Genomic DNA, 25,172 nt, shown 5'->3' on the forward strand with positions numbered 1-25,172 from the left:
ACAGTCAAGGGCGCTGATGGCAAATTTACGACTACGATGTATGATAAGAGTGGCAATAAAATCAACAACCAATATACAAATCCCTCAGCTGCATCTGCACTAACAACTAGTTCATCTAATAATGGAGGATCTGCAACCTCGAGTAGTATGCAAAGTGGGGGAGACTATATGAAGAGTTTGACCACAGGGGGAGCCGATAATTATACTGTTAAAAATACAGACGGTAGTTATTCAACAACAGTCAAGGGCGCTGATGGCAAATTTACGACTACGATGTATGATAAGAGTGGCAATAAAATCAACAACCAATATACAAATCCCTCAGCTGCATCTGCACTAACAACTAGTTCATCTAATAATGGAGAAGTAACACCAGGAAATGGTAAAATAAATGCACTAAGACAGGGTGGATCAGGTAATACATATTTTCCAGGAGATTTGATGCCACCGCCCGCTGGATCACCACCGCCCGCTGGATCACCACCGCCCGCAGGATCACCACCCCCAGCAGGATCAGCGCCAGCAGGAACACCAGCACAAAAAGCGCCAGCAGGATCAGCAGCAGCGCCAGCACCAGCAGGAACACCAGCACAAAAAGCGCCAGCAGGATCAGCAGCAGCGCCAGCACCAGCAGGATCAGCGCCAGCAGGATCAGCAGCAGCGCCAGCACTAGCAGGATCAACAAGAGTACAAGGATCGACTCCTACGGGTACAAACATGCCAGGCTCCGCAGCAGGCATGAATGTGCAGAGTTGTCCAAATGGCCAAAAACTTAGAAAAGGATTTTGTGCATCTACTAAACAGGAAGCGGCAACTAAGGTCAAAGCATCTAAAGCATCTAATCCACCACGGGCTGTAGCGCCAATGCCGGCTCCTGTACAACGCAATGCAGCGGAAATTGCTAAAGAAAAAGTAAAGATGCAAGATCAACAACAAAAAGCTGCAGCGGCTCCGGCACGCCCTAATCCTGTGACCGCGACGCAGAATTTAACGCAAAACAATGCAAGTTCTGCGAAAGATCAAAAAGCTAAAGCTGCCAAAGCAGCTAGTGACCAAGCAGCCAGGGATAAAGCTGCCATGGATAAAGCCGCTAAAAACAAAAAGAAATAGTTTTAGACTGGTTGGGTATAATGAAAGATTACTCAATAATCTTATAAAGTGCCCAAATAGACAAAGATAGGAACAAGTTAACAAACCTGTTCCTATCTCTCTCACTTTAAGGTATAGTCTTCATTAGAATGAAAAAGAAAATAAATACCTTCCGCTCTCCTCATGATTTACGCAAAACAGTTTTAGAACTTCTTGCTAGTAGTAATAAGCCTCTCACCAAAAATGAAATTGCCCGCCAATTGAGTGTTCGTGGCGATGAACGCATTGCTTTAAAAAATATTCTGTCTGATTTAGAAGCCACTGGTAAACTGAATCGAGGTCCTCGACGCCGCGTTGTTGCAACTGATCGCACCCTTAATGTGGGTCAGGTTATTGTTGCTGAAATCATTGCTATTGGGGAAGATGCTGAATTTATTGCTATACCTCTAGAGTGGACACAAGAAACCCCCTCTCCCCGCATTGAACTTAATCCTTTGAAACGGACGCACCCCAAACACAAAGCGTTATTCCTTTCTCTTGAGGTGGGTAGTCATGTCTTGATTCGTCTCCAATCTCAAATAAAAGGCTTATGGCTTGCGGATATCATTAAGAAACTGGAAAAAACCGCTAAGGTTCATCTGGGTTTGTTTACACCCAATCGAAATGGGGGGGGCCGACTTAGCTCTTGCCATAGAAAAGATACCTTCCCGGGCGCCCGCCTTATCCCGGCCGAATCAGAAAATTTGCAAGATGGTGATATTGTTACTTATTCCGTCTCCTCAACAGATGGTCTTAAAATTCATCAAAAAATTGGTCGCATTGATGACCCCAAAAGCTTTAGCCAAATGGCCATATATAGCCATAACCTCCCTCACGAATTTTCACCGGAAGCTATCGCCTTAAGTGAGCAAGGAAAAATTCCTGACTTAACTCTACGGGAAGATTTTCGCGATATTCCCCTTGTAACTATTGATGGAGAAGATGCGCGAGATTTTGACGATGCCGTCTTTGCCATAGCTGATGAAAATCCCCAAAATCTTGGGGGATGGCGAATTTTGGTAGCCATTGCGGATGTTTCCTTTTATGTCCGTCCGGGGGATGCACTTGATCTGGCTGCCCGCGACCGCGGAAACTCTGTATATTTTCCCGACCGGGTCGTGCCAATGCTCCCTGAAGCCTTATCAAATGAACTCTGCTCATTAAAACCTCATGTGGATCGAGCGTGTCTCGCCGTAGAAATGATTTTATCTTCGCACGGAAAGCTGAAATCACACCATATCAAACGGGGATTGATGCGATCTCGAGCTCGCTTAACCTATACTCAAGTGCAAAAAGCGATGGATGGTTCCCTAGACGAGGTAACGCGCCCTCTTCTTGATACGGTCATCAAACCCCTCTATGGGGCTTATAAATCCTTATTAAAAGCACGTCACAAACGGGGCACACTCGATATTGAACAACCAGAGCGACAGGTTATTTTTGGACCCGATGGACACATTGATCGCATCATCCCCCGCCCACGCTTTGATAGCCACAAACTTATAGAAGAATTCATGATTTGTGCAAACGTAGCCGCTGCCGAAACTTTAGGAGCGACAGGTTGGCCTTGCCTTTATCGTATACACGATGCACCGGATGCTTTACGCGTTGCCAACCTGAGATTGACTTTGCGCAAATTGAAAATTCCTTTTACCAAAGCAACAAATCCTCAACCCCCTCAATTTAACGACCTCTTGGCAGGTACACGTAACACACCTCTAGCGCAAATGATTATGGACCTTGTCTTACGTTCCCAAGCTCAAGCCAGATACCATCCTGTCAATATTGGGCACTTTGGCTTAAGTCTGTCTCAGTATGCACATTTTACCTCGCCTATTCGTCGCTATGCTGACTTGATTGTGCATCGAGCCCTTATTTCAGCCTTGAATTTAGGGAGGGATGGTTTACCTGACAAGAAGGCTAAGCTAACAGATATTGCCGACCATATTTCAGCAACAGAACGTCGAGCCGCAATTGCCGAACGGGAAGTTATGGACCGATTTGTTACGGCCTATCATTTTCCTCATGTCGGCGAAACCTTTTCAGCCACCATTGTTGGCGTAACCAAAGTTGGTCTATTTGTGGCTATTAAAGAGACAGGTGCTCAAGGTTTTATTCCTCGGGGATCCCTAAAGGGGGATGTATTTCACCATGATGAAGACACACACAGTCTGGTTGGACGGCGCACGAAAAAAACCTATCAACTGGGAAGTCATCTAGAGGTCCTTCTTCAATCCGCCAGCATTGCAGCCAATAGTCTTATTTTTGGCATTGCCGATGGAAACGGATTTCAAAATAAAACACCCACTCCCTCCTCTAAAACCAAACCTCACAAATCATTGAAAAAGAATAAAAAATCATGGAGGCGTCCATGAATATGCCTCTATTTCTGACACAAATATCCTATCAATTTCAAGATGAGTCTTTGTTGAAGAATGCGCTTACACACCCCAGTATGAGTCGTTCACAAAAAGTGAGTGATTTTGAGCGCTTGGAGTTTCTGGGCGACCGCGTACTTGGTCTTGTCGTGGCTCAAATGGTTTATGAGCGCTACCCGAATGAAAAAGAAGGCGATCTCGCAAAAAGGTTTGCAGCGTTGGTTTGCCGGGAGGCTTGTCTTGAGGTTGCCCAACAAATACATCTTTCAGAATTTTTAAACGCATCCTTAGCAGATACATCCCCAAACTCGGTTGTGCTTGCGGATGCAGTAGAAGCCCTTATTGGAGCTATTTATTTGGACGGCACACTGGAGGCTGCAACAGTATTTATTCATAATTACTGGATCCCTTTGCTCGAAAAGGATATCCGGCCCCCCAAAGACCCTAAGACAGCCCTCCAAGAATTGGCTCAGTCTAAGAGTCTTGGTAGTGTTCCTGTATATGAGATTCTTGAGCATTCTGGCCCAGCCCATACGCCAACGTTTACAGTTCGCGTATACGTCTCAGGATTTGGGGAAGCTATAGGGACGGGTACATCCAAACGTCAAGCGGAGCAAATGGCGGCAAAAGCTCTTTTAGACGACAATGAGTCCTGAAACTTTTATGGATAAATTCGGATATTTGATAACAACTTTAGAAACCATGGAAATAATAAAATGAAACAAACTCGGTGCGGCTTCATTGCTATATTAGGAGCACCTAATGCAGGCAAATCAACGTTAATTAACCAACTGGTTGGTCATAAAGTTACGATTGTCTCCAGCAAAGTTCAAACCACGCGTCAACGTATTTTAGGCATTACAATACACGAAGATAGCCAACTTATTCTTGTCGATACGCCGGGAATTTTTGCACCGCAAAAACGATTAGAACGGGCTATGGTTCAAGCAGCCTGGGAAGCGAGTCGAGATGCGGATATAACGACTCTCCTTGTTGACGTCAGTCAAAAATCTTTGGCCAGTAGTTTTGCGATTTTAGAAAAGCTAAATACCCGTCAGGTTATTCTTGTTTTAAATAAGATTGACCAAGTGAAACACACGGATCTGTTAGAGATTACTGCAAAATTTCAAAAATTTAGCAATATTACACACACATTCATGATATCCGCCCTCACCGGCGATGGTGTGGGAGATTTTGCTAACTTTTTAGCCTCTGAACTTCCTCTAAGTCCGTGGTTATACCCTGAAGATCAATTAACTGACATGCCGCAAAAGCTATGGTCAGCAGAGATCACTCGGGAACAACTCTTTCAACGTCTCCACCATGAGCTTCCCTATAATGTTATGGTTGAAACGGAAGCCTGGGAAGAGTTTGAAAATGGTACTGTCAAAGTAAATCAGGTCATTTATGTGACACGAGAAGGACAGAAAGCCATTGTCCTAGGTAAAGGGGGTCATCAAATCAAAGCCATCAGCAGTGCCGCACGGGAAGAAATGTCAATCTTCCTAAATCGCACCGTGCATCTTTTTCTTCATGTAAAAGTCTTGGAGGATTGGACCAACAAACCGGCTATGTACCGCTTAATGGGCTTAGATTTTAACGTATAGTTGACACATCAGAGATTAAAGATACAGCAACTCTTGTATTCCTAATCCCTCTATTTTTAAAATCAATTCTCAACTATTATCTTCCTATCCTCAACAAATTGACGCAAAGCCTAAGGAATTAATGCGAGGGTATAGGAATAAATAAATGAAATGGACAGATAGTGGCATTATTTTGTCGACACGCATCTATGGAGAAAATAGCCGAATCGTTACCCTCTTAACCCCTACCTATGGGCGTCACGCGGGATTAATCCGCGTCCCTAAATCCCGATCTCGTTTAAGTATTGAAGCTGGTACATTTGTCGATGCAAGCTGGAATGCCCGACTGCCGGAGCATTTAGGGCAATGGAACTTAGAAACAACCGCTGCTATGGGAGCAAGGCTTCTCTTTCTCCCAACAGCTCTTACCGCCCTCAGCAGCGCTTGTAGCCTTACGGACCAGTGTTTGGCAGAACGCCACCCCTACCCCCACCTCTTTGAACACCTAAAACAATTGATACAAGATCTCACAGAATCTCCCCAAAGCCTGACTTCTTATGTAAATTATGAATTGGCACTTCTGAAAGAACTCGGTTTTGGTCTCGACTTATCGGTGTGTGCGGCCACAGGCCAAAGTCATGACCTTCTTTATATATCACCCAAAAGTGGGCGAGCGGTTAGCCAAAATGCGGGAGAACCTTATAAAACTCAACTTCTGCCGCTGCCCCAATACTGGGTTGATGATACGGCAGCACCCGATATATGTTCATCCCTCGCCGTTACAGGGTATTTTTTGGGCCAACATCTCACGCAACATAAAGGGCTTCCTCAAAGTCGAGAGCGGTTGATGGAAATTGTAATCAGGTCTTTTCATAAATCTTGAGTTCTTAATTCGTCCATAGGTAAAAACTTGTTTTTTCAAATTCAAATGCCTATATAAACATAAAGGTAAAGATATGATAAATATAAAATTAGCTAGAAAGCATCCTATAATGTCACATTGTTTTATATTTCTTCTCCTTTTGTTTTTGAATTTCAATTATATTTGCAAAGGCGTGGAAGCTGAAGCGAATGAAGCAGAATCCGGACAAATTTACCAACAAGCATACAACCCAAAATCTGTTTGGTCTGATATGCACAATTTGGCCCAAACACGTTCTCAATGGTTTAAGGATACGATTAAAATTCTTCAAGACGATTCAGTGATTAGTGAAACACGTCTGACTTTGGCTAAAAAAATTATTCCAAATCTTAATGATAACGATGTTAATTTGAGAGCAGGTTTATCAGCTACAGCTCAGAAAAAAATCCGTACGGCAAAAATTATCACTGCTGTCTTAAGTGACCTTACATTTTCTTCACTATATTGGAATTTTCTAGACCGTGTTTTAGCATTTTATAATACAGAACCTCATAATACAGTTGAAACATGGAAAGCTCTACTACCCCATTTGTCTTATGAACTTGCAAATTTTGATGAATTTGCCGTTGTTGATCTTCAAGAGAACCCTCGCTCACGCTATAATTCCGAAGAATTTTTCACGAATAGAGCTATTTTCGCTTTATGTGAAACCCTTTCTCTGCATCTTGGAAATGATCATTCCATAAAGTTTGGAAAATTAATTGGAATAGTCGATAAAAATACGAAGGAAGAAATCGATATTTCAGATTGTAAGGTAGAAGAAGTTAAGGGAGCTGAATTTGAAAACCTAGTGAATGCTTCCCAAAGATCCGCTTATTATATGGAACAACTTATCTATTTCAGAAAAAGTCAGCCTTCTGACCACCTAATTTTAGATGTTACCAGTCCTATGGCAAAAGCTTTTGAAGCCTATACATTATCCATTTCAGGACCGCAAGCCATAAAGGTACTTCCAAAAGCAGCACCGCAAAAACAACCTCAACTCAAAACTAATAAAAAGGGATCTTCAAAAAAGAAGGGGGTTTCTCAAAAATCCCAGAGAAAAGCATCGAACAAATCTAAAAAACAAAGCAAATTTCCTCAAAACTATGAAAAAGTTGTAGAGTCTTCTACATCTTCAACCTCAATTTTGGATACAGAAGATACGCCAGCAACGGATGACACAAGTTTGTCAAATGACTCAGAAGAGCCTACGGAAATAGCACCTGCAATTCCATTACCCCAACCCGCAGCCAAACAAGAAAATCCAGAGCTGAAATCCGAAATCTTAAACTCCAGAAAGCCCTTTATACCTCGGGAAATGAATATCAGAGAAGTTCGGTTGAATCTTCAAGAACGTACTTCATCAAGTTACACTTATAATGGCAATACTTATGCGTTTCCTTTTCGCAGTGAGTCACCTTTCTGTTTTCAACTTGATTTTCTGCGTCAGATTAAAGCAATGACACATTTGTCACCTCAAACTGACAAATTGCCGAATATTGCTCAAGGTGCATTAGTGCTCCATTTCGATAAAGGAAAAAATGAGGAAAGAGTTATCATTCCCTTGGAAGAGCTATTTCTATCGGGAGGGAAATTTTTTGGTGCACCTGATTTAAAATTCAAGCAAGAAAATAAAATTGTTACAGGAATGCAAGACATGCTATCACCGAAAGAGAGATTGGAAATTCATAAGCTCCCTTTTGGGAAAAAAAGTATTCCGCTTGGTATCGCTCTCGAGCAACGCATACGCCGGGAAATCATTGTTGGTCCTTGGAAAAATAATTGCTTAGATTCTGAAGCTCTTCTTTTGTGTAAGCTCGTCAGAAATTTACCCCCACTCCTTCGTCAGAAAGCTCTAAGAGGTACTCAAGAACCTATTACAATCACCCATGCTATACTCTGTATTGATTCTTACAGAGATTGTTGTGCAAATTGTCAAAAACTCATTCAGGGATTTCAGTGGCGCCTCCATGACTTGATACTCGGCTGCAACGACCCGAAAATATCTGTTGTTGACGATTTTGGAACTTTAGCAATCGTTAGAGGGCATAAACGCTCGGAATTTATTGATGATGCCCTTCCTCAATACAAGGGATCTATAAGTTTGGAAAAGGGGCAGCACTCTCTTGTCTGCGTACCAATCAACAAATAGGAATAAGGAATAGCATTACCACTCCAAGAAACCAATTTCTTGAATCGTAACTATATAAGCCCCCTCTTGCACCATCCTGAAATTTTCCCTATTCTTTAAAAAATTTTATGGATCAAATTGTCATGGCCCCTATTCCCAGTATCTCTAACAGCCGTCCTATCATTTTATGGCTTTTGAGCACCTGCTTTTTAATTTGGCTTATGATTATCCTCGGCGGAGCGACGCGTCTCACTCATTCCGGTTTATCCATTGTAGAATGGAAGCCTATTACAGGTATTATACCACCCTTAAATCAAACACAATGGATTGAGGAGTTTGAAAAATACCAACACTTTCCTGAATATAAACTTGTTAATAAGGGAATGAGCCTTTCCTCCTTTCAATTTATCTATTTTATGGAATATGCACATCGCCTTCTTGGCCGATTGATGGGTCTCTGGTTCATAATCCCCCTCATTTACTTCTGGAGCACGAGTCGACTTTCTCCCTTATTAAAAAGACGGGCGATATTTGCCTTGGGATTGGGTATATTTCAAGGATTTATAGGATGGTACATGGTGAAAAGTGGCCTCGTGAAAGATCCAACAGTCAGTCATTATCGTTTAACAATTCACCTATCACTTGCCATAGCACTTTATGGATTGCTTTTTTGGACGGCTCTCGAGATCATGGTGACACCTAAAAAAGAAATGATCAAACCCGAGCCTAAGATGATTGGAATTTTGAGCCTTCTCTGTTGCCTTGCCCTTACAAAGACCATTCTCTACGGAGGATTCGTAGCGGGCCTAAAAGCTGGCCTGATTTACAATACATTTCCACTAATGGGAGGGCACTTTCTCCCTGGCGAATGGGCCTTTTATCATCCATTATGGCTCAATTTTCTAGAAAACGCTGCCCTCATTCAATGGTTACATCGATGGATCGCTGTGAGTACTATAATTCTCATCTTATACACGACCTGGAATACCATTATTTTAAGTCCTAATCGACTTACACGACAGGTTTCTGGCGCTTTTGCTTGTGTCGCCCTCTTGCAAGGAGCACTGGGAATCTTAACACTTCTCTATCAAGTTCCCGTAACTTTGGGTACCCTTCATCAAGGTATGGCTATTTTACTCTTTACATTGGGACTCTCCTTGTATTTTCTCGGGAAGCCACAAAAGAAGTTCTCAAACTTTGATCTTGGCAGGGAAGGAGAATTGGTGTAGTTAATGAAGATATGCCCTATTCGAATGGGTAAGTACTGTGAGTACGGGACGTAGCGCAGCCTGGTAGCGCGCCTGCTTTGGGAGCAGGATGTCGGAGGTTCAAATCCTCTCGTCCCGACCATTTCAAGGAATATGCCAAATGGTTCAAGCTCGTATTTTTAAACCCGCCAAATCAGCCATGCAATCCGGAAAAGCTCGTACGCGTCAATGGGTCTTAGAATTTTGTCCCAAGGATGTGTCGTTTGTTGATCCCATCATGGGTTGGTATGGGTCAAACGATACGCTTCACCAGCTTCGATTGACGTTTCGTTCCCTTGATGCGGCTATAGCTTATGCAAAAGCGCGAAACCTTGTGGTTCAAATTGAAACCGCTCATTTGCCTGTTTCACCCTCCAAAGCTTACGCCAATAACTTTCGGTTTGATCGCGTTGAATAATTTGAAATTAATAGTATTTTTACCCTTCTTCAACGCAAAACAATTTTGTTATGAAATTTAGCTTAATTTTATTTTCAGCAATTAGCATCATTTTTTGAAAGAATGTTAATGCAAATACATTTGAAATCGGGTAAAAAACTAAACTTACCTAAATAAATTGTTAATGGGAGAATTAAATGCGAATCGGTGTGCCAAAAGAAATTAAAAATCATGAATATCGTGTTGGATTAACACCGACCTCCGTTCGGGAATTAACGCATTTGGGTCATCATGTTGCCATTGAGACAAATGCTGGATTAGGCGTTGGTTTCGAAAATGAACAATATCAGATGGCGGGGGCTACTATTCATCAAACTGCCAGCGACGTATTTGCCCAATGCGATATGATTATTAAAGTAAAAGAGCCACAAGCGCAAGAATATGAGCTGTTGCGCAAAGATCAAATTCTTTTTACCTACCTCCACCTCGCTCCAGACCTCGAACAAGCCGAGGGATTAATTAAATCTGGCTGTATTGCTATTGCCTATGAAACCGTTACTGATTCATACGGTGGCCTTCCTCTCTTAGCTCCCATGAGCGAAGTTGCCGGACGAATGTCTATACAAGCTGGCGCTCACTATCTAGAAAAAGGCCAAGGCGGATCTGGTGTGCTCTTAGGGGGTGTTCCGGGTGTAAGTCCTGGAAAAGTTGTTATTTTGGGAGGAGGCGTTGTGGGTGCGAATGCAGCACGGATGGCAATTGGACTTGGTGCTCAAGTTTCAATTTTTGACCGCAATCCTCGTCGTCTAAAAGAGCTGGATATTGAATTTGATGGACGCGTTCACACAATTTATTCAACAACAGATGCCATTGAGCGCTATGTAACGGACGCAGATCTTGTGGTGGGGGCCGTTTTGATTGCTGGCGCAGCAGCTCCCCGTCTTGTAACACGAAATCATATCCAAAAAATGCGCCCCGGCTCTGTACTTGTTGACGTCGCTATTGATCAAGGTGGTTGTTTTGAGACCAGTCGCCCTACAACGCACACTGATCCCATTTATATAGTTGATAATATCATTCACTATTGTGTCACTAATATGCCAGGTGGTGTCGCACGAACATCAACGGTTGCTCTCAATAATGCAACTATGCCTTATGTTATTGCCTTAGCTCAAAAAGGATATCAAAAAGCACTTTCTGATGATTTGCATTTGCGCAATGGTTTAAATGTATACAAAGGGCAAGTTACTTATGAAGCTGTAGCCCGGGACTTGGGTAAAGCATTTGTAGAACCGTTAGCTCTTTTGGCAGCTTAAAGGCGCCAGCCTAAGGTTACAGAGAAAAAGAATTTCCACAACCGCACGACGCCGTAGCATTGGGATTTTTTATCACGAACTGTGAAGATGTTAAATCTTGTGTATAATCGATAATTGCATTTGATAAAAGACCTAATGATGTTGAGTCAATTAAAACCGCAATGCCATTTTTCTCAAATATTTGATCGTCAGCAGTTTTTGCATCGTCCAAAGTAAAATGATATTGGAATCCCGAACACCCCCCCCCACTTACAGAAATACGCAAACTTAATTGATTTGGATTTGTCCCCTTCTCATTAGCAATAAGGTCAGCAACTTTGGCCGCAGCACTATCTGTAATTTCAATTTGAGGCGTCGTCATATATTTACTCCAAGAACATCTGTTCTTCTTATTAAAATTAAATCTTTTTTATAGCACAAAATCAATTCATTTGGCAAGTTTTTCCAAGACTACTGAGGAAGGCGAACATGCACCCTTAAGCCCCCTTGAGGCGATTCACCAAGACGGATCTGCCCACCATGATTACGAATGACATCGCGAGCAATACTTAAACCGAGGCCAACGCCACCGGTTTCTAAATTTCGAGACACATCAAGTCGATAAAAGGGTCGGAACACCTCTTCTCTTTGGGACTCAGGAATGCCTGGGCCATCATCATCGAGCGTAATCTCTAAAAAGCGACCATTTTTATGGGCCATTATCCAGACATGCTGGGCGTGGCGCTGTGAATTAACCAAAAGGTTCATCAAGCACCTTTTAAAAAGTTGAACTTTTAACTCAATTTTAAGCTCTGCAGGACACTGAATAACAATTTGTAAGTTTGAATTACGAAACTCACCTTTTAATTCATACAATAAAGCAGAAAAAACAATACTTTGTGGAGATTCATCCCCCGCGCCTCTGGCAAAATTCAAATATCCTTCAAGCATTTTTTGCATTTGATCCACATCTTCCGACAAATTCAATACCTCAACATCTCGAGGCATCATGGCAAGCTGCAACTTCATACGGGCTAACGGTGTTCGTAAATCATGTGAAACACCGGCTAGCATTTCTGTACGCTCTGTCAATTGACGGCGAATACGATCTCGCATGATGTTAAATGACAGGCCGGCTTTTCGGACCTCGGATGCTCCCTCTGGGCGATAGTCTCCCACATCTTGACCGCGACCAAACCGCTCTGCCGCATCTGCGAGACGACGTAACGGTCGAATTTGATTGCGCATAAATAAAGAAGCCACAATAAATAACAGCAATGCTGAAGCTGTTGTCCAAATAAGGACGAGTGGTGTTGTGCGGCTAAATAAACGCTTGCGCGGCGTTTCAACATGCAAAACGCCTTGGCGAATTTCGACATCTAAATAGATGTTATCCGCATCCATACGTAAAAAATAGGGCAACTTAAGCTTATCATGTAAAGCGTCTTCCATAAATCCATAGAGCCAAGTTGATTTATATATTCCCATACGTTTTAACCGTTCTCCCGGACGCAATTTAAGATCTAGGTTGAGGTTTTGATGAGCCAATTCAGCAATTCGATCGAAATTTTGACCATCCTCAACCATTTCCACAATTAATTGAATGTCCCCTGAAATGGTATTTGAGAGAAGTCGTAAAATAGTTTCCGTATGACGATCGAAGAAAATGTACCCCAAGACGACCTGGACTAAAATAAGAGGGGTAACCAAAATAATAAGGGAACGACCGAATAAACTTCGAGGTAAAATGGACTTTATTAAAATAAGAGGGTTATGCATATCATTCCTTTAATTTGAATTTAACCCATTTTTTAAGTTAGAACCATTAGTTTTCAGGGAATGTGAAGATAAAAAAAAAGGGCAACACCTTATTGCCCTATAGTCTTTAGGATGTGCGTAAAATATTTGCTTAGCTATTCCAAGGATTAGTAATGATGGTAAAGCCGCCTGCATCTTGTGAGTTTTCTCCCATTCTGATAATTGGGATTATAGAACCAGATGGCGCAAATTTACCCATTTTATGCTTACCCTCGGGCCCTTGGCCTTCAGATGTAGGTGAATCAGCCTTCTCTTCTTTTTGATCCTTATGCTCTTTACGCTCATCTCCATTATCCCAGGCACTGGGTGTCACAACAATTTTAGCTTCCTCACTTGAAGAATGTGCTGTTGCTGGCGTAGATAGAGGTGATGCATATGAAGGTTTTTCACGATAAAAATCCTGATTGCCTGATGTCAAAGGTGTTTCAGATTTTGATGAGGAATACATTCTATCACTTTGGGGCAGTGGCGTGCTCCCTACGTCAGGATATTCTGAACTTGTCTCTTCTTCCGAATTGTCATGAGCATTATCCGCATCTAAGCTGTTTAATTTTTCTAACCTTCTCAAGACACGTGTTTCTGATGAAGTCAGCGTTAGAGCTGCTGCATTAGAATTGGGACCTTGCAAAGTATTTTGTGAAAAATTGCTTTTTTGGGTAGAAATTTTGCCAGCTGACATAGGCGTTTTGGGATGGATATCTTCGATGGGCGTAGCTCTTAAAGTAGGTTCCTCACTATTTTGGGAAGACTGAACCTCAGATTTTGAAGTATCAATACCCTTTTGAGACGGCTCGGACGCATATTCTGATTTTGGTTGCTTCGATTTAGAATCTTGCTCTCCAGCCAAGATTTCACAGGCAAAACATGAAAATAGCAGGGCACCCATAGAAGCGCCAAGCATACTTTTGACATAAAATACTCGCATCATTTTTCCTTCATTTCTGAGCTTGAATTGATATTCAAGATAAATTGTTACTCGCCCCTCCAGGCTTAATTTCACCTTAACAAGACAAAAGTTAACAAAGAATTAATGCACAAGAAGCTTGAAATAAAAAAATGGATCGATAGAATGGGGACCAAGAGTAACTTTACTTCTTTAAAATTCTTAGTCATCGATGCTTTTGTTTTTGACAAATGCCTTTGACTCGTGGCAAATGGCTTTAAGGAACATCAATTTATCAGTTTTTAAAAGAAAATGTGAAGGAGAACGAACCGTGATTAAACTTGAATGGGGTACAAAGCGCGCTTGCCAGAGCTGTTCTGCTCGTTTTTATGATATGCGGCGCAGTCCAATTGTATGTCCTAAATGTGGTGAAACTTTTGAGCTCCAAACTTTAGGACGCCGCACACGTAACCGCTCAGTTGTAGTTGACGATGTATCTGCAAAGCCTTTAGAAGATGATATCCTTATCACAGATCTCGATCTGCCAGCAGATCTTGAAGATGAACTTGGCGAAGAAGATGATGACACTCTCATTGAAGATACTTCAGACTTAGGCGAAGACCTAGACGATATGGCTGATGTTATCGACACAGTTGATGAGGGTGAAGAACAATAACCTTAAGGGGGATATGTGATGAGCCTTATGATTAAAATGTTCTGGATTTCATTGGCAAGCCTAATTGTTATGGCAATTATTGCCCTTGGTGTTATTGGAATACCGGCAAAACCAGTGACGGTAGTTAAATCTATTCCAAATGATCAACTGACGTCGTAAATCTGATGTTACATCCTGAGGTCGATGCTTTTTTGGAAATGCTAGTCGCGGAAAGAGGGGCAGCTAACAATACGGTAGATGCCTACCGCCGCGACATCAAGAATTTCGTTGCTTTTTTAAATGATAGCACCTCGCCTGACGTTCGGTTCGATCAAGTCACATCGAATCAAGTGAACCATTATATTATGCACTTATCACAACAGGGCTTGAAAAGCACAACTCTTTCTCGTCACTTATCCTGTTTACGTCAGTTATATCAATTTCTTGTGTCCGAAAATTGGTCTGCTCACAATCCTACAGCAACAATTGATACACCACGTCCGCAACGAAACTTGCCGAAAATACTTTCTGAAGAAGAAGTCATGCAATTATTAGAAATTGCATCGGCACAAACGGACCCTGAAGGGTGTCGGCTTTATGCCATGCTTGAAACGCTTTATGCAAGTGGCTTGCGCGTGAGTGAATTGATCTCTTTACCCTTTACAGCCATTCATCCCAGCAAAGCCTTTCTACTGATAAAAGGAAAAGGGGGGAAAGAAAGATTAGTCCCTTTAAGCGACCCTGCTTTAAAGGCATTACAAACTTATCTAACCGTTCGACCCTCTTTTTTGCTAAGATCGGGCCATAAGGGCCAAAAATGGCTGTTTCCTTCTAACAGTAAAGAAGGACACTTAACAAGACAGCGATTTGGGCAGTTGCTCAAAGAATTGGCGAAAGCAACAGGTTTGGATCCTGACAAATTATCACCCCATGTTATTCGCCATGCATTTGCAACCCACCTTTTAGCCAATGGGGCAGACCTACTTGCTATTCAAAAGCTATTAGGTCACGCAGATTTATCAACCACACAGATTTATACTCATGTGGTTACAGACCATTTAAAAAACTTAGTGAATGACCATCACCCTTTGTCGGCTTTACAGAAAAGCACGCCTATGCACCAAACAAGGAAAAATTCATGACTGTATTTTTAGACTTTGAACGACAGATTGCTGAACTCGAAGCCAAAATAGAAGAACTGCGGCATTTGGATAGTTCGGGTAAAATGAATATTGTAACCGAGATTACCACTTTGCAAAAGAAGGCCGATAAGCTTCTAAAGCAAACCTATTCAAGTTTAACACCTTGGCAAAAGGTAAAGGTTGCCCGCCACCCAGAACGTCCCCAATTTTTTAATTACCTTGATGGCTTATTTGAGGATTTTACAAGTCTTGCTGGTGACCGCTGCTTTGGGGAGGATCAAGCCATTATTGGGGGGCTTGCCCGGTTTCGGGGAAAACCTGTCATGGTTATTGGCCAACAAAAAGGACAAGATACGGAAAGTCGTATTCGTCATAACTTTGGTATGTCTCGACCAGAGGGATATCGCAAAGCTCGCCGATTAATGGAATTGGCTGATCACTTTCATCTTCCCTTGATTACATTTATCGATACAAATGGTGCGTGGCCGGGCATAGATGCCGAAGAACGAGGCCAAGCGGAAGCTATAGCTCGCAGTATCGAAGCGTGTCTTAAAATTCAAGTTCCGCTCATTAGTATTGTTATTGGCGAAGGTGGCTCTGGAGGTGCAATCGCTATTGGGGCAGCCAATACAGTCATGATGCTGGAACACGCCGTGTATTCCGTGATTTCACCGGAAGGCTGTGCATCCATATTATGGCGCAGTGCCGACATGGCTGCAGAGGCTGCAGAAGCCCAACGCATTACAGCCCAGGATCTTTATAAATTAGAAATTATTGATCAAATCATTCCTGAACCCATGGGCGGCGCTCATCGTCAAGCCGATGCTGCTATTAGAGCTGTGGGTGAAGCCTTAGATCAAGCTCTTACAACCTTATCTGCACATGAAGGGCGAAAGCTTGTGCAAATGCGCCGCGATAAATTTTTGGCTATGGGAAAAAAGGGGCTGTAACCTCCAGGTTATGAAAAAGCAAATGAGCCTTAGTCATTTATTTTGCTAAGGCTCATTTCTGAAAAGACAAAATAATCTATTTCAATTTTACATAAGCCAACACACGCTCTTTATCATAAAATCCTTTTAAAGCTTCATCTCTGATAATTTTAAAGCCAACAGCCACAAGATCGGGGATAAGTAAGTCTAAAGGGTGAAATAACCCCATAAGAATACCGGGAACAGTACCTTCACCCCGAGGTAATGTTTCATTTCTATTGCCTAAAGTCTGACATACTGATGTCGCTATTCTCAAAGCGTTTCTTATTTCTTCTGTGCTTAAATTTGTATCTCCCCGTGGCAAAGCAGGAACCAACATTGCTAACCCACAATCACTCACTTTATCGTATTTTCCACTTGCAAATTCAGCCGAATTATCCTGATTTTCCTTGAATTTTAATGCACCTAATTTATAAAAAATATCGAGAATTCCTGCGTGTTCGTTGGTTTTGTATCCTTGACCAAAACCCAAAGCAGGCATAACTCCAAGGGTCATAAAACCAACGGGCTTATTTTCTCTAGAAAGAACAATACCACTGTATGGGTTGCCTGATTCTTGGCGGGCAATTAAATTTTGAGCCATGATATTCACACCAAGTGGGTCTTTCTCTGAATTTTGTGTGAGACCTTCTTTAAAGGTGCACCGTGAGATAATGGCTTCCACCACAGGTGCATCACCATGCGTTATTGAGCGAAATTCTAAATTTCCTACTTGCCCCTTTACTATTGTTTGCACAATAACTTTTACGGGTGCAACATCTTGATCTTCTAGAGCAAGTCCGTTCCCACATAATAAGATAATCCCAAAAATATATTGCATACATTTTATTATTTGCCTGATTTTCCTATTCTAAAAATTAAATTTATGCCCAATTCGAGAATTATAAATGTTCTCAATAGTTTTTATACATCCTATGAATATGACAGACAATATACTTCATTGCCCTTTATTCTCTCGTAAAAAAGCTTTAGGACAAACTCCTAAATAGAGTACTATTTGTTTAAACTTAAAATGACTCTCACGGGGAAACATGTTTCTGCGGAATTCCATAACCAGTCTTCAAGGAATAGGCACCAAACGGCGGCCGTTGTTTGAGAAATTATTGGGGACAAGAGTTATGGATGTTCTTATGCATTTGCCGTGTGATCTTGTTCATCGTCGATTTATCAATCATATTACTGAGGCCAAGGAAGGAGAGATGATAACCGTCATTGGGGAAGTCTTGACCCATAACCCGCCTCCCTACCCGCGCAAACCGTATTCAGTCACTTGTTTTGACGGCAAGTGCTTCTTTGATTTGGTCTTTTTTCATGCAAAAGGTCCGTATCTTCAATCAGCCCTCCCCCTCGAATCCAAGCGTTTAATTTCTGGGAAATTGGAGCGTTTCCAGGATCGATGGAAGATAACCCATCCTGACCATATTAGTAGTCCAGATGATGAAATGAATCGCAATGGTCCTGAGCCTGTGTATCCGCTTACAACCGGAATATCAAATAAATGTGTTCGTCGCGTCATTCAGTCTGCCCTTGCTCACGTTCCCACGTTGCCAGAATGGCTTGCTGAGGAACAAGCTCATCAATGGCCTCAATGGCATGAAGCGGTTACCCAAGTTCACAATCCTCATAACCAGCAGGACTTAGAACCCACCTTCCCTGCCCGTGTTCGCCTTGCCTATGATGAATTATTAGCCCATCAGCTCTCCCTTAATCTGACCCGCCGGCAACAACAAACAAGAGTGCAAGGACATTCTCTTAAAGGAACAAATCATCTTCAGGATAGAATTCGTAAAAACTTGCCGTTCACCCTAACCATTGGGCAAGAAAATGCAATCGCGGAAATTACGCGAGATATGGCGTCCCCGCAGCAGATGTTACGCCTTATTCAAGGGGATGTAGGCAGTGGCAAGACGCTTGTGGCTTTTATGGCCATGGTTCTAGCAACAGAAGCGGGATTTCAAGCCGCGATTTTGGCACCAACTGATATTTTAGCTCGTCAGCATGCGGCAAAATTAACGCCTCTTTGTCAGACTTGCGGCATCCGAATCGCCCTTCTAACAGGTCGTGATCAAGGTAAAAAGCGCGCTCAAATCTTAGATGATTTGAAAAATCATGAGGTAGATATTCTCATTGGGACCCATGCCATTATTCAGGAGGATGTGCATTTTGCAAAGCTTGGTTTAGCTGTTGTTGATGAACAGCATCGCTTTGGGGTCGACCAACGTCTAGCTTTAACAGAAAAAGGAAACAACCCGGATGTGCTGGCCATGACAGCAACACCTATTCCCCGCACACTCATGCTCGCTAATTATGGAGATATGGATGTTTCCATTATTCGTGATAAGCCGGCGGGACGCTTACCTATTGATACAAAGGTTTTACCCATCAGTCGGATAGATGATGTTATAAGCGGTGTTGGTCGGGCTCTGGAGAGGAGCGCTAAAATTTATTGGGTTTGCCCATTAATCGAAGAATCTGAAGCTATGGATTTAGCCGCCGCAGTTGAAAGATACCAAGCTTTATCGCAAAAATTCCCCCATAAGGTTGGGCTTGTCCATGGAAAATTAAAAGCTGATGAAAAAGATGCTGTTATGGATCAATTTATTAATGGGTCCATAGACATATTGATTGCCACAACTGTTATTGAGGTAGGAGTCGACGTTCCTGCTGCCTCAATCATGATTATTGAGCATGCTGAGCGTTTTGGACTCGCGCAGCTCCACCAACTTCGGGGAAGAATTGGCCGTGGCAATCAAACAGCAAGTTGCTTACTCCTTTATAGTCAGGCCTTAACGACCGCGGGGCGGAAAAGACTTGAAATTATGCGCCAAACCAATGATGGCTTCTTAATTTCTGAAGAAGACTTAAAACTAAGAGGAAGCGGAGAATTATTGGGAACCAAACAAAGTGGTTTGCCCAGCTTTCGCATAGCAGACTTTACTTCAAGTCCTGATCTATACGGAGAACTGCTTGCAATGGCCAATAAAGACGCCCGTCGAATCTGCCAGGATGATCCAAATTTATCAAGCCCGCGCGGACAGGCTTTGCAACTTTTGCTTTCTCTCCATGGCCGAGCCGATGCCGCCAAATATAGTCGATCTGGGTAAGTTAACATCAAAAGGTATTCCTTTCCAGCATGGCTGCAACCGCCGTATCTTTATCTTTACTTCCCCGGGAAGAACCAAATTCAAAAGAATACGCATCTTTTAAACAAGCGCCGAAAATCCCGGCAATTGTTGAAATAATTCCAACCGCTTCTCCAGGTAAAGCCTCAGAAAAATAGGCTAAGGAAGCTAAACACAAAATTAATCCTATAGCTGCAGCTAGAACCATCACATCAGCACGAACGTTTGAACGACCTGCGTTAACAAGAGCCACATCCCTCAGTCTTGCCTCTTGTCGATCTTTCATCACCGCCAATTCAATTTCAGCTTCCACTTGAATAATCGCTCTTTGAAATTCACTCACCATGTCTGTGTTGTCTTGCAATCTTTTAATAGCTTCCACGGGATCGAGTGTGCCAGTAATTTTTTGAGCAATATCAACAACTTTTCCAGCAATCTCAGGAGCTTGATCTCCTCCCAGCCATCGGGCAATAATGGGGGCAAAACTCGCTAGGCCTAATGCCGCTGCAATAATCGGAAATGCCATCTTACACTCCTTTAGTTAATTGGTAGAATACGTGGTGACCAAGGCGAAGATTGGGTTTATGCCCTTGAGCCCAATAAGGCTCTCCTGGCAGGGAAGTAGCATAATAATGATCACTTCCCTTCGTAAGATCGGGCCATTCTTCACAGGTAACCTTTCGGGCGACTTCGTGACATAAAGTAAATAGAGGATCGTTAATTGTTGACCCTAGTAAGCACAAGCGATTAGGATCCCTATCATTCCAGCAGGAAAATTGGAAAGGCTTTGTGCAAACTTCTTTCAAATTTTGGCCATATTTACCCTTATACGTGAATCGATTCATAATAACATTGGCGACTGCAATTAAGGAGGCTAATCCCCCTGTGACATTATGATATTCCCCCCGCGCTTCCCCATAAATTGTGCGAGCGACAATCTCTAAATCACTTAAATCCATACCATACCCTCCAGATAATTCATTAAAGATTCAGTGCTTGTTCTAAATTTCAAAAACCAAATCCCATTTTGCGAGATCAGCATTAAACTCTGTTGATGTGTGAACTTCCTTACAAGAATAAACACCGTGGTTCATTTGAACCCAATCTAAGACCCTATACGCAGTGTTGGCTTGCCATTTTCCTTTATGAGTTGGGAAAGCTTTAGGCAACCTTACCTGCCCTAAAAGGCTTCCTAAGGTTCCGTAAATCCTTAATTGGTCGCCCTCTTGAGCGACATTGGCAATACCCTCCACAAAGGGGGGGTGCCGCTCGAGAGAATTCATACGGGCCTCTAAATGAGCAAAATTTCCATCCATTTCCTCAATTGTTAAAGGTTCCTTTTTTTGATGCCTATATATTATACCCATGAAAATTATCCTCTCTTTTTGTATAAGATAAAATTTTTTGCAAATCTGTAAGAGTCATAAGCCATTCGTAATGGTTTTCCGGTTTCATCTCGACCTATCAGAACATTAATAACCGATTGTCCCGCTTCTATAGATTCAATGAGGGTTCTGGTTTGATCTTCGTGAAATGTGTCTTGAAATCCAGAGTCTTTATAGCTCGAAGGGGCAATAAATGAGGGATAAATACCACGCTCTCTCCAAGTTAGAAGGGAGCTTGGGCGAATACACGTAGTCTGTCGAATTGACTCCAAACTAAATACGAAGGGATGAATGTCATCCCCCACTTGTTGTCCTCCATATGCCCATAAGCACGGGAGTGCCTCATCATTATTTTCTAGTGACCCCAAAAATACTTTTTGCCCTTGGCCTTGAGTTAAAAATTTTTTTTCATACAAATAAGGCTTTGGAAAATCAAGCTTGTATTGCAGAAGAGAATCTCCAATAAAAGGTATTTTCCCATCACCGGATACTTTTTGAAAATATCCACTTGGCATGGCTTCAACAAATACTTTAGAAAACGTACTTTTTGCTGGATAAATTTGACAGGATGCACTCTTATGGTGAACTGCAATCGCTGTTTCATTCTCAATCCAAATTGGCGTTATACGCACCCCAACTTCAATAATATGCGGCAAATCTTCACCTGTAAGCCACACACCACCATCTTTAATGCCGCCTAATCGAAAAGTGGAGTTTTCATTATTAAAATCATCCGTAGGGGGTGCACCATATCCCAAAGGAAGAGCTTTTAAACTGACACTGCGCAAACCTTTTTCAAATCTCACGATAACTCTCCTGCTAAATTAATTTGATTGGGCGCTGTCCACACATTTAAGGTCTTTACATGAATTGTATGTTCAGCCACTGACGTTGTTTTAAGGTTCAAAAGATCAAGAGAAATAACAGTTGGAATTTCTTCTAAATACGACTTTACATTATAGTTGATAGGATATTGTTGACTTTGCAGCGCATAGATTTGTTGATCGGCATGGTAACTAACAAAAACATCTTTTATTAGTTCATTGAGGCTTAAGTTTTGTGTCTCAATAACGCCTTCTTTTGGTTTTTGATGCGTATAATTCTCGTACCAAAGCCCCGAAGCTGTCTGATAAGTTATGGGCACAGACGTCGAGCCATATTCAGGCTGTGCATAATATATATCATTTATATGTGGATAATCACTGTCTTTGCCTCCAATTGATGCAGCTAATCGCACCCAGGCGTAGGATTTTAGGGCATCTTGATATAATTGATAAGCAACGACTTTACCCACTACTTCTCCCCCTGGAATACGCAAATCAACCAGTCGAACCGAAAGATCCAGTGATAAAGAAAAACAAGCTTGAAAGGGGATAATAAACTCAACTTCTAAACAGCGAGCACTTGCTGCAAGATGTGCCCTTGCCCTCTCTAATGCATGTTCAACCACCTGCCGACCCCGAAGGGTCAAGAAAAATGTTCCTCCTGGAGAAGGGAAAAGTTCTTGTAACCGCAGATTAAGGGTTCGTGTAAGAGGGCGAATTTTGCCCTGCATTTGTGTCTTTTGAGATAGGGTAAACTTTACAATTTCTCGGCGTTTTTGATGATAACGCCAGCCCAATACCAGAGTCCCAACCATCCAAAATCGCTGCCCGCGCATAGCTTTAAGTTGCTGAGTGGCATCGTCCCATCCCATAAATTAAGGTGTTACTGTGGGATAAATATTTAAAATTCCTGTTCGAGGGGGGGAAACAGATCTTAAAACGCTTTGTAGAACTCTATACCCAGTTTTTCCCATGCGCTGACCTTCTTTAGGCCAAGTCGCTTCTAAACCTTGTGGTGTTAATGTATTAATCATTCCTCCGGGAAACGCGGCGCCAATTCTACTGCCTAAGCTGATTTCTCCTTCTCCTTTTTGAACCCATTCTGCCGTAACTGTAACTGATACAGAAGAAAGAGGAGTTTCTGCCAAATGAACTTTCAAACTATCCGAAAAGAAAACAGATGAAAAATCTAAAAGATTTCGTCCCTCAAAAAGGTTTGATAAGCAAACTTTACCTGTGAGGCGATCTCAAGCATAAAGAGCACTGCGACCCTCTAGCCATTCAGTCGGATTATTCTGTTCAAAGGGATCGACAAAATTTGCATTCCAAAAGGGAGCCTCTTTTAGAGTTTTACCTAAGGTTTGCAGTTGGATATCCGCATCCTCCGGTTCAGCTGTTAATTCCAAAGCGACCAATTCATCCTTAATTTCAACAGGTAGGGCAACTAATCGACCGGAAAAAAGTAATTTTCCACCTTGGGATATATATACATGATGTTGATCATGAAATTTCATTTGACTATGGGGAACCAAAACCGTTGCGATGGCCACTTCTCCCTCACGATGATCAATGGTAAGTTTTAAAATATCTAAATCACACCGTTGATGTTTTTGAGGATCAAAGCTTTCTCCTTTTTGTGCCCAAGCAAAATATGTAATCATACCTCATCCTTTCTTAACGTAGTATTCAATTCATCATTTCAAGTGCCCGGGCAATTTTTCCTTTTTTCTCGACTTTCTTTGGAAATGCTAGTAATAAACTAATGTATAATTCGTTTCGACCTATAGAGAGTGATATGACTGCAACCCCTGCTCGATCTGTAACACCAGCTGAAGAGATCATTCCAATACCTTCTCTAAAACCAACTTCTTCCAATCCCTTTTCTTGGTTTATGAGTCAGGGATATCCGCAAGGAGCCTTTTGGGCGGTTATGATTTGTTTTGTGAGCGTGTGCAACGATATATTAATGCGATTACTCGGTGCGCGGCTTGATGTTCTCGAAGTTGTCTTCTTTCGCTTTTTCTTCAGCATGCTGACCGTTGTTCCTCTCATGTTGACTCATGGAACAGCCTTGTTTAAAACAACACGCCCCTGGATGCATTTTTGGCGAGCTGTTCTGGGTGTAGGCGCCATAGGTGCCTGTTGCTATTCAGTGAACTTGATGCCCTTATCTGACAACACAATTATCATGTCTTCTCAGCCCTTTTTCTTCCTTCCCTTAGCTGTCTTTTTCTTACGAGAAAAGGTGGATATGCCTAGATGGATTGCCATCCTTATTGGGTTTATTGGCTTGATCATTATGTTTCAGCCGGGAACTGAAGCTTTGCGCCTTGTTGCTCTCGTTCCTATTACGGCTGCTATTCTCTTTGCTCTCCTGGATATTATGGCTAAAAAAATGGTTTCCACAGAAAATACACATACCCTCCTTTTTTACTTTGCTGTTGGAACCACTATCGCCGCCGCGATACCAGCGTTTTTTGTATGGAAAACCCCTTCATGGGAGGAACTTGGTCTCCTTGTTCTATTAGGTATCGGTGCCAATCTCATTCAAGTTTGTATGATTAGGGCTTTTTCTGCGACAGATGTTTCAGCCTTAATGCCCTTCAGATACGTAGAATTCATTTTTTCAGCTCTCTTTGGTTTCCTATTCTTTATGGAAGTTCCAACGTTTGTAACCATTGCAGGGGCCTCCTTTATTATCGCTGGTACTGCTTACATCAGTTATTATGAAACACGTAAAGAGAAAATGAAGAGTTTGTAGACTGACAGGCTCTCTTCATATTTCTTCTAATTCAAGACGCCACCCCGATTTCAATCCCCATTCATTTGTCATAAAGGCAAAATTGACAACGCGCATATTCAACCAAGGTCGATAACTTAGAAAAACGTCTTCATTTGCTTCCCTTTTTACTATGACTTTTCGCCCCTGTATCTCTTGTATTTGTCGATCTTTCTGCTGATCCGTAATAGCAAATATAGATCCTTCAATGGGATATCTTTCTAAAAGGACTTGCGAATTTGTCACCTTTTGCCACAAAGGTTGTATACATCCAACACGAATTTCACTCCCCCGCCAAAAATCGTCTAAGGCTAACACTGTTTTATCTTCACATAAAATAAGGGATCGATATTTATGTGAGAGTGTATTCCCTGTGTAAATTAATGATCCATTAATAGTTCTCCTTAAATCTCCACTCAGAATGGGCATGAGGTGTTGAATGCATCCTCTCGCTGACAGGGGAGGAAAACCACCTTTGCTTAAAATAAGATCTGACTCCATTTATTTCC

The 25,172-nt window shown here is 42.1% G+C and carries 25 protein-coding genes, 1 tRNA gene and 1 pseudogene; 14 read left to right on the forward strand and 13 right to left on the reverse strand.

The genetic code is table 11. The features are described from left to right. Positions 1–505 precede the first annotated feature (505 nt). A pseudogene (locus tag FJX03_06690) lies at positions 506–697 on the reverse strand (hypothetical protein). 541 nt (positions 698–1,238) lie between these two features. Between FJX03_06690 and rnr the strand changes: the two are divergent. The 9 genes from rnr to ald all read left to right on the forward strand — a co-directional run bounded on the left by rnr (position 1,239) and on the right by ald (position 11,087). Continuing rightward, positions 1,239–3,503: a ribonuclease R gene (gene rnr / locus FJX03_06695; protein MBM3633370.1), complete on the forward strand. Its 2,265-nt coding sequence runs from the start codon at positions 1,239–1,241 to the stop codon at positions 3,501–3,503. Further along, positions 3,500–4,162, forward strand: coding sequence for a ribonuclease III (gene rnc / locus FJX03_06700; protein MBM3633371.1), 663 nt, complete (start codon positions 3,500–3,502; stop codon positions 4,160–4,162). Before rnr ends, rnc begins: the two co-directional genes overlap by 4 nt. Before the next feature lie 60 nt (positions 4,163–4,222). After that, a complete protein-coding gene (locus FJX03_06705) occupies positions 4,223–5,113 on the forward strand; it encodes a GTPase Era (protein ID MBM3633372.1) in 891 nt (296 codons plus the stop codon). A 145-nt stretch (positions 5,114–5,258) separates the two neighbouring features. Continuing rightward, positions 5,259–5,975 (forward strand): DNA repair protein RecO, encoded by a 717-nt coding sequence (gene recO, locus FJX03_06710; GenBank protein ID MBM3633373.1) that lies wholly within the window; start codon positions 5,259–5,261, stop codon positions 5,973–5,975. A gap of 109 nt (positions 5,976–6,084) precedes the next feature. Further along, a complete protein-coding gene (locus tag FJX03_06715; GenBank protein MBM3633374.1) occupies positions 6,085–8,148 on the forward strand; it encodes a hypothetical protein in 2,064 nt (687 codons plus the stop codon). 107 nt (positions 8,149–8,255) lie between these two features. Continuing rightward, positions 8,256–9,356, forward strand: a complete 1,101-nt coding sequence (locus FJX03_06720; GenBank protein ID MBM3633375.1) for a heme A synthase — start codon at positions 8,256–8,258, stop codon at positions 9,354–9,356. A 44-nt stretch (positions 9,357–9,400) separates the two neighbouring features. Beyond that, positions 9,401–9,477, forward strand: a tRNA-Pro gene (locus FJX03_06725). A gap of 18 nt (positions 9,478–9,495) precedes the next feature. Next, positions 9,496–9,792 (forward strand): ETC complex I subunit, encoded by a 297-nt coding sequence (locus FJX03_06730; GenBank protein MBM3633376.1) that lies wholly within the window; start codon positions 9,496–9,498, stop codon positions 9,790–9,792. A 176-nt stretch (positions 9,793–9,968) separates the two neighbouring features. Then, a complete protein-coding gene (ald, locus tag FJX03_06735) occupies positions 9,969–11,087 on the forward strand; it encodes an alanine dehydrogenase (protein MBM3633377.1) in 1,119 nt (372 codons plus the stop codon). Positions 11,088–11,103: 16 nt separating this feature from the next. On the opposite strand, the gene erpA is transcribed toward ald, so the two are convergent. The 3 genes from erpA to FJX03_06750 form a co-directional block, all read right to left on the reverse strand. Next, positions 11,104–11,448 carry an iron-sulfur cluster insertion protein ErpA gene (gene erpA, locus FJX03_06740; GenBank protein ID MBM3633378.1) on the reverse strand — a complete coding sequence of 115 codons (345 nt, stop codon included), beginning with the start codon at positions 11,446–11,448 and terminating at the stop codon, positions 11,104–11,106. An 89-nt stretch (positions 11,449–11,537) separates the two neighbouring features. Further along, complete coding sequence (locus tag FJX03_06745; GenBank protein ID MBM3633379.1) at positions 11,538–12,845, reverse strand: HAMP domain-containing protein; 1,308 nt, start codon at positions 12,843–12,845, stop codon at positions 11,538–11,540. A gap of 130 nt (positions 12,846–12,975) precedes the next feature. Further along, positions 12,976–13,812, reverse strand: coding sequence for a hypothetical protein (locus FJX03_06750; GenBank protein MBM3633380.1), 837 nt, complete (start codon positions 13,810–13,812; stop codon positions 12,976–12,978). Between the two features lie 286 nt (positions 13,813–14,098). On the opposite strand from FJX03_06750, the gene FJX03_06755 reads away from it, so the two are divergent. The 3 genes from FJX03_06755 to FJX03_06765 all read left to right on the forward strand — a co-directional run bounded on the left by FJX03_06755 (position 14,099) and on the right by FJX03_06765 (position 16,514). Then, positions 14,099–14,443: a TIGR02300 family protein gene (locus tag FJX03_06755; GenBank protein MBM3633381.1), complete on the forward strand. Its 345-nt coding sequence runs from the start codon at positions 14,099–14,101 to the stop codon at positions 14,441–14,443. Between the two features lie 164 nt (positions 14,444–14,607). Continuing rightward, complete coding sequence (gene xerD, locus FJX03_06760) at positions 14,608–15,564, forward strand: site-specific tyrosine recombinase XerD (protein MBM3633382.1); 957 nt, start codon at positions 14,608–14,610, stop codon at positions 15,562–15,564. Next, entirely contained in the window at positions 15,561–16,514 is a 954-nt protein-coding gene (locus FJX03_06765) for an acetyl-CoA carboxylase carboxyltransferase subunit alpha (GenBank protein ID MBM3633383.1), read from the forward strand. Before xerD ends, FJX03_06765 begins: the two co-directional genes overlap by 4 nt. A gap of 76 nt (positions 16,515–16,590) precedes the next feature. Here the strand turns inward: FJX03_06765 and FJX03_06770 are convergent, their stop codons facing one another. Next, a complete protein-coding gene (locus tag FJX03_06770; GenBank protein MBM3633384.1) occupies positions 16,591–17,373 on the reverse strand; it encodes a hypothetical protein in 783 nt (260 codons plus the stop codon). Positions 17,374–17,584: 211 nt separating this feature from the next. On the opposite strand from FJX03_06770, the gene recG reads away from it, so the two are divergent. Beyond that, on the forward strand, positions 17,585–19,657 hold the full coding sequence (gene recG / locus FJX03_06775) for an ATP-dependent DNA helicase RecG (protein ID MBM3633385.1): 2,073 nt from the start codon (positions 17,585–17,587) through the stop codon (positions 19,655–19,657). A 7-nt stretch (positions 19,658–19,664) separates the two neighbouring features. On the opposite strand, the gene FJX03_06780 is transcribed toward recG, so the two are convergent. The 7 genes from FJX03_06780 to FJX03_06810 form a co-directional block, all read right to left on the reverse strand. After that, positions 19,665–20,201, reverse strand: a complete 537-nt coding sequence (locus tag FJX03_06780) for a hypothetical protein (GenBank protein ID MBM3633386.1) — start codon at positions 20,199–20,201, stop codon at positions 19,665–19,667. Between the two features lies 1 nt (position 20,202). Next, the gene (locus FJX03_06785; GenBank protein ID MBM3633387.1) at positions 20,203–20,634 is read right to left on the reverse strand and encodes a cell wall hydrolase; all 432 of its coding nucleotides are present in this window, start codon (positions 20,632–20,634) and stop codon (positions 20,203–20,205) included. Between the two features lie 42 nt (positions 20,635–20,676). Next, positions 20,677–21,042, reverse strand: coding sequence for a hypothetical protein (locus tag FJX03_06790; GenBank protein MBM3633388.1), 366 nt, complete (start codon positions 21,040–21,042; stop codon positions 20,677–20,679). A 5-nt stretch (positions 21,043–21,047) separates the two neighbouring features. After that, the gene (locus tag FJX03_06795) at positions 21,048–21,866 is read right to left on the reverse strand and encodes a hypothetical protein (GenBank protein MBM3633389.1); all 819 of its coding nucleotides are present in this window, start codon (positions 21,864–21,866) and stop codon (positions 21,048–21,050) included. After that, positions 21,863–22,756 (reverse strand): hypothetical protein, encoded by an 894-nt coding sequence (locus FJX03_06800; GenBank protein MBM3633390.1) that lies wholly within the window; start codon positions 22,754–22,756, stop codon positions 21,863–21,865. The genes FJX03_06795 and FJX03_06800 overlap by 4 nt, the downstream gene beginning before the upstream one ends. A gap of 3 nt (positions 22,757–22,759) precedes the next feature. After that, positions 22,760–23,044 (reverse strand): hypothetical protein, encoded by a 285-nt coding sequence (locus tag FJX03_06805; GenBank protein ID MBM3633391.1) that lies wholly within the window; start codon positions 23,042–23,044, stop codon positions 22,760–22,762. An 87-nt stretch (positions 23,045–23,131) separates the two neighbouring features. Then, a complete protein-coding gene (locus tag FJX03_06810; protein ID MBM3633392.1) occupies positions 23,132–23,545 on the reverse strand; it encodes a hypothetical protein in 414 nt (137 codons plus the stop codon). 101 nt (positions 23,546–23,646) lie between these two features. On the opposite strand from FJX03_06810, the gene FJX03_06815 reads away from it, so the two are divergent. Beyond that, entirely contained in the window at positions 23,647–24,645 is a 999-nt protein-coding gene (locus FJX03_06815) for a DMT family transporter (protein MBM3633393.1), read from the forward strand. 15 nt (positions 24,646–24,660) lie between these two features. Here the strand turns inward: FJX03_06815 and FJX03_06820 are convergent, their stop codons facing one another. Further along, positions 24,661–25,164, reverse strand: a complete 504-nt coding sequence (locus FJX03_06820; protein ID MBM3633394.1) for a hypothetical protein — start codon at positions 25,162–25,164, stop codon at positions 24,661–24,663. Between the last annotated feature and the right edge of the window lie 8 nt (positions 25,165–25,172).

This window comes from Alphaproteobacteria bacterium, assembly GCA_016870095.1.
Taxonomy (GTDB): Bacteria; Pseudomonadota; Alphaproteobacteria; order Paracaedibacterales; family VGCI01; genus VGCI01.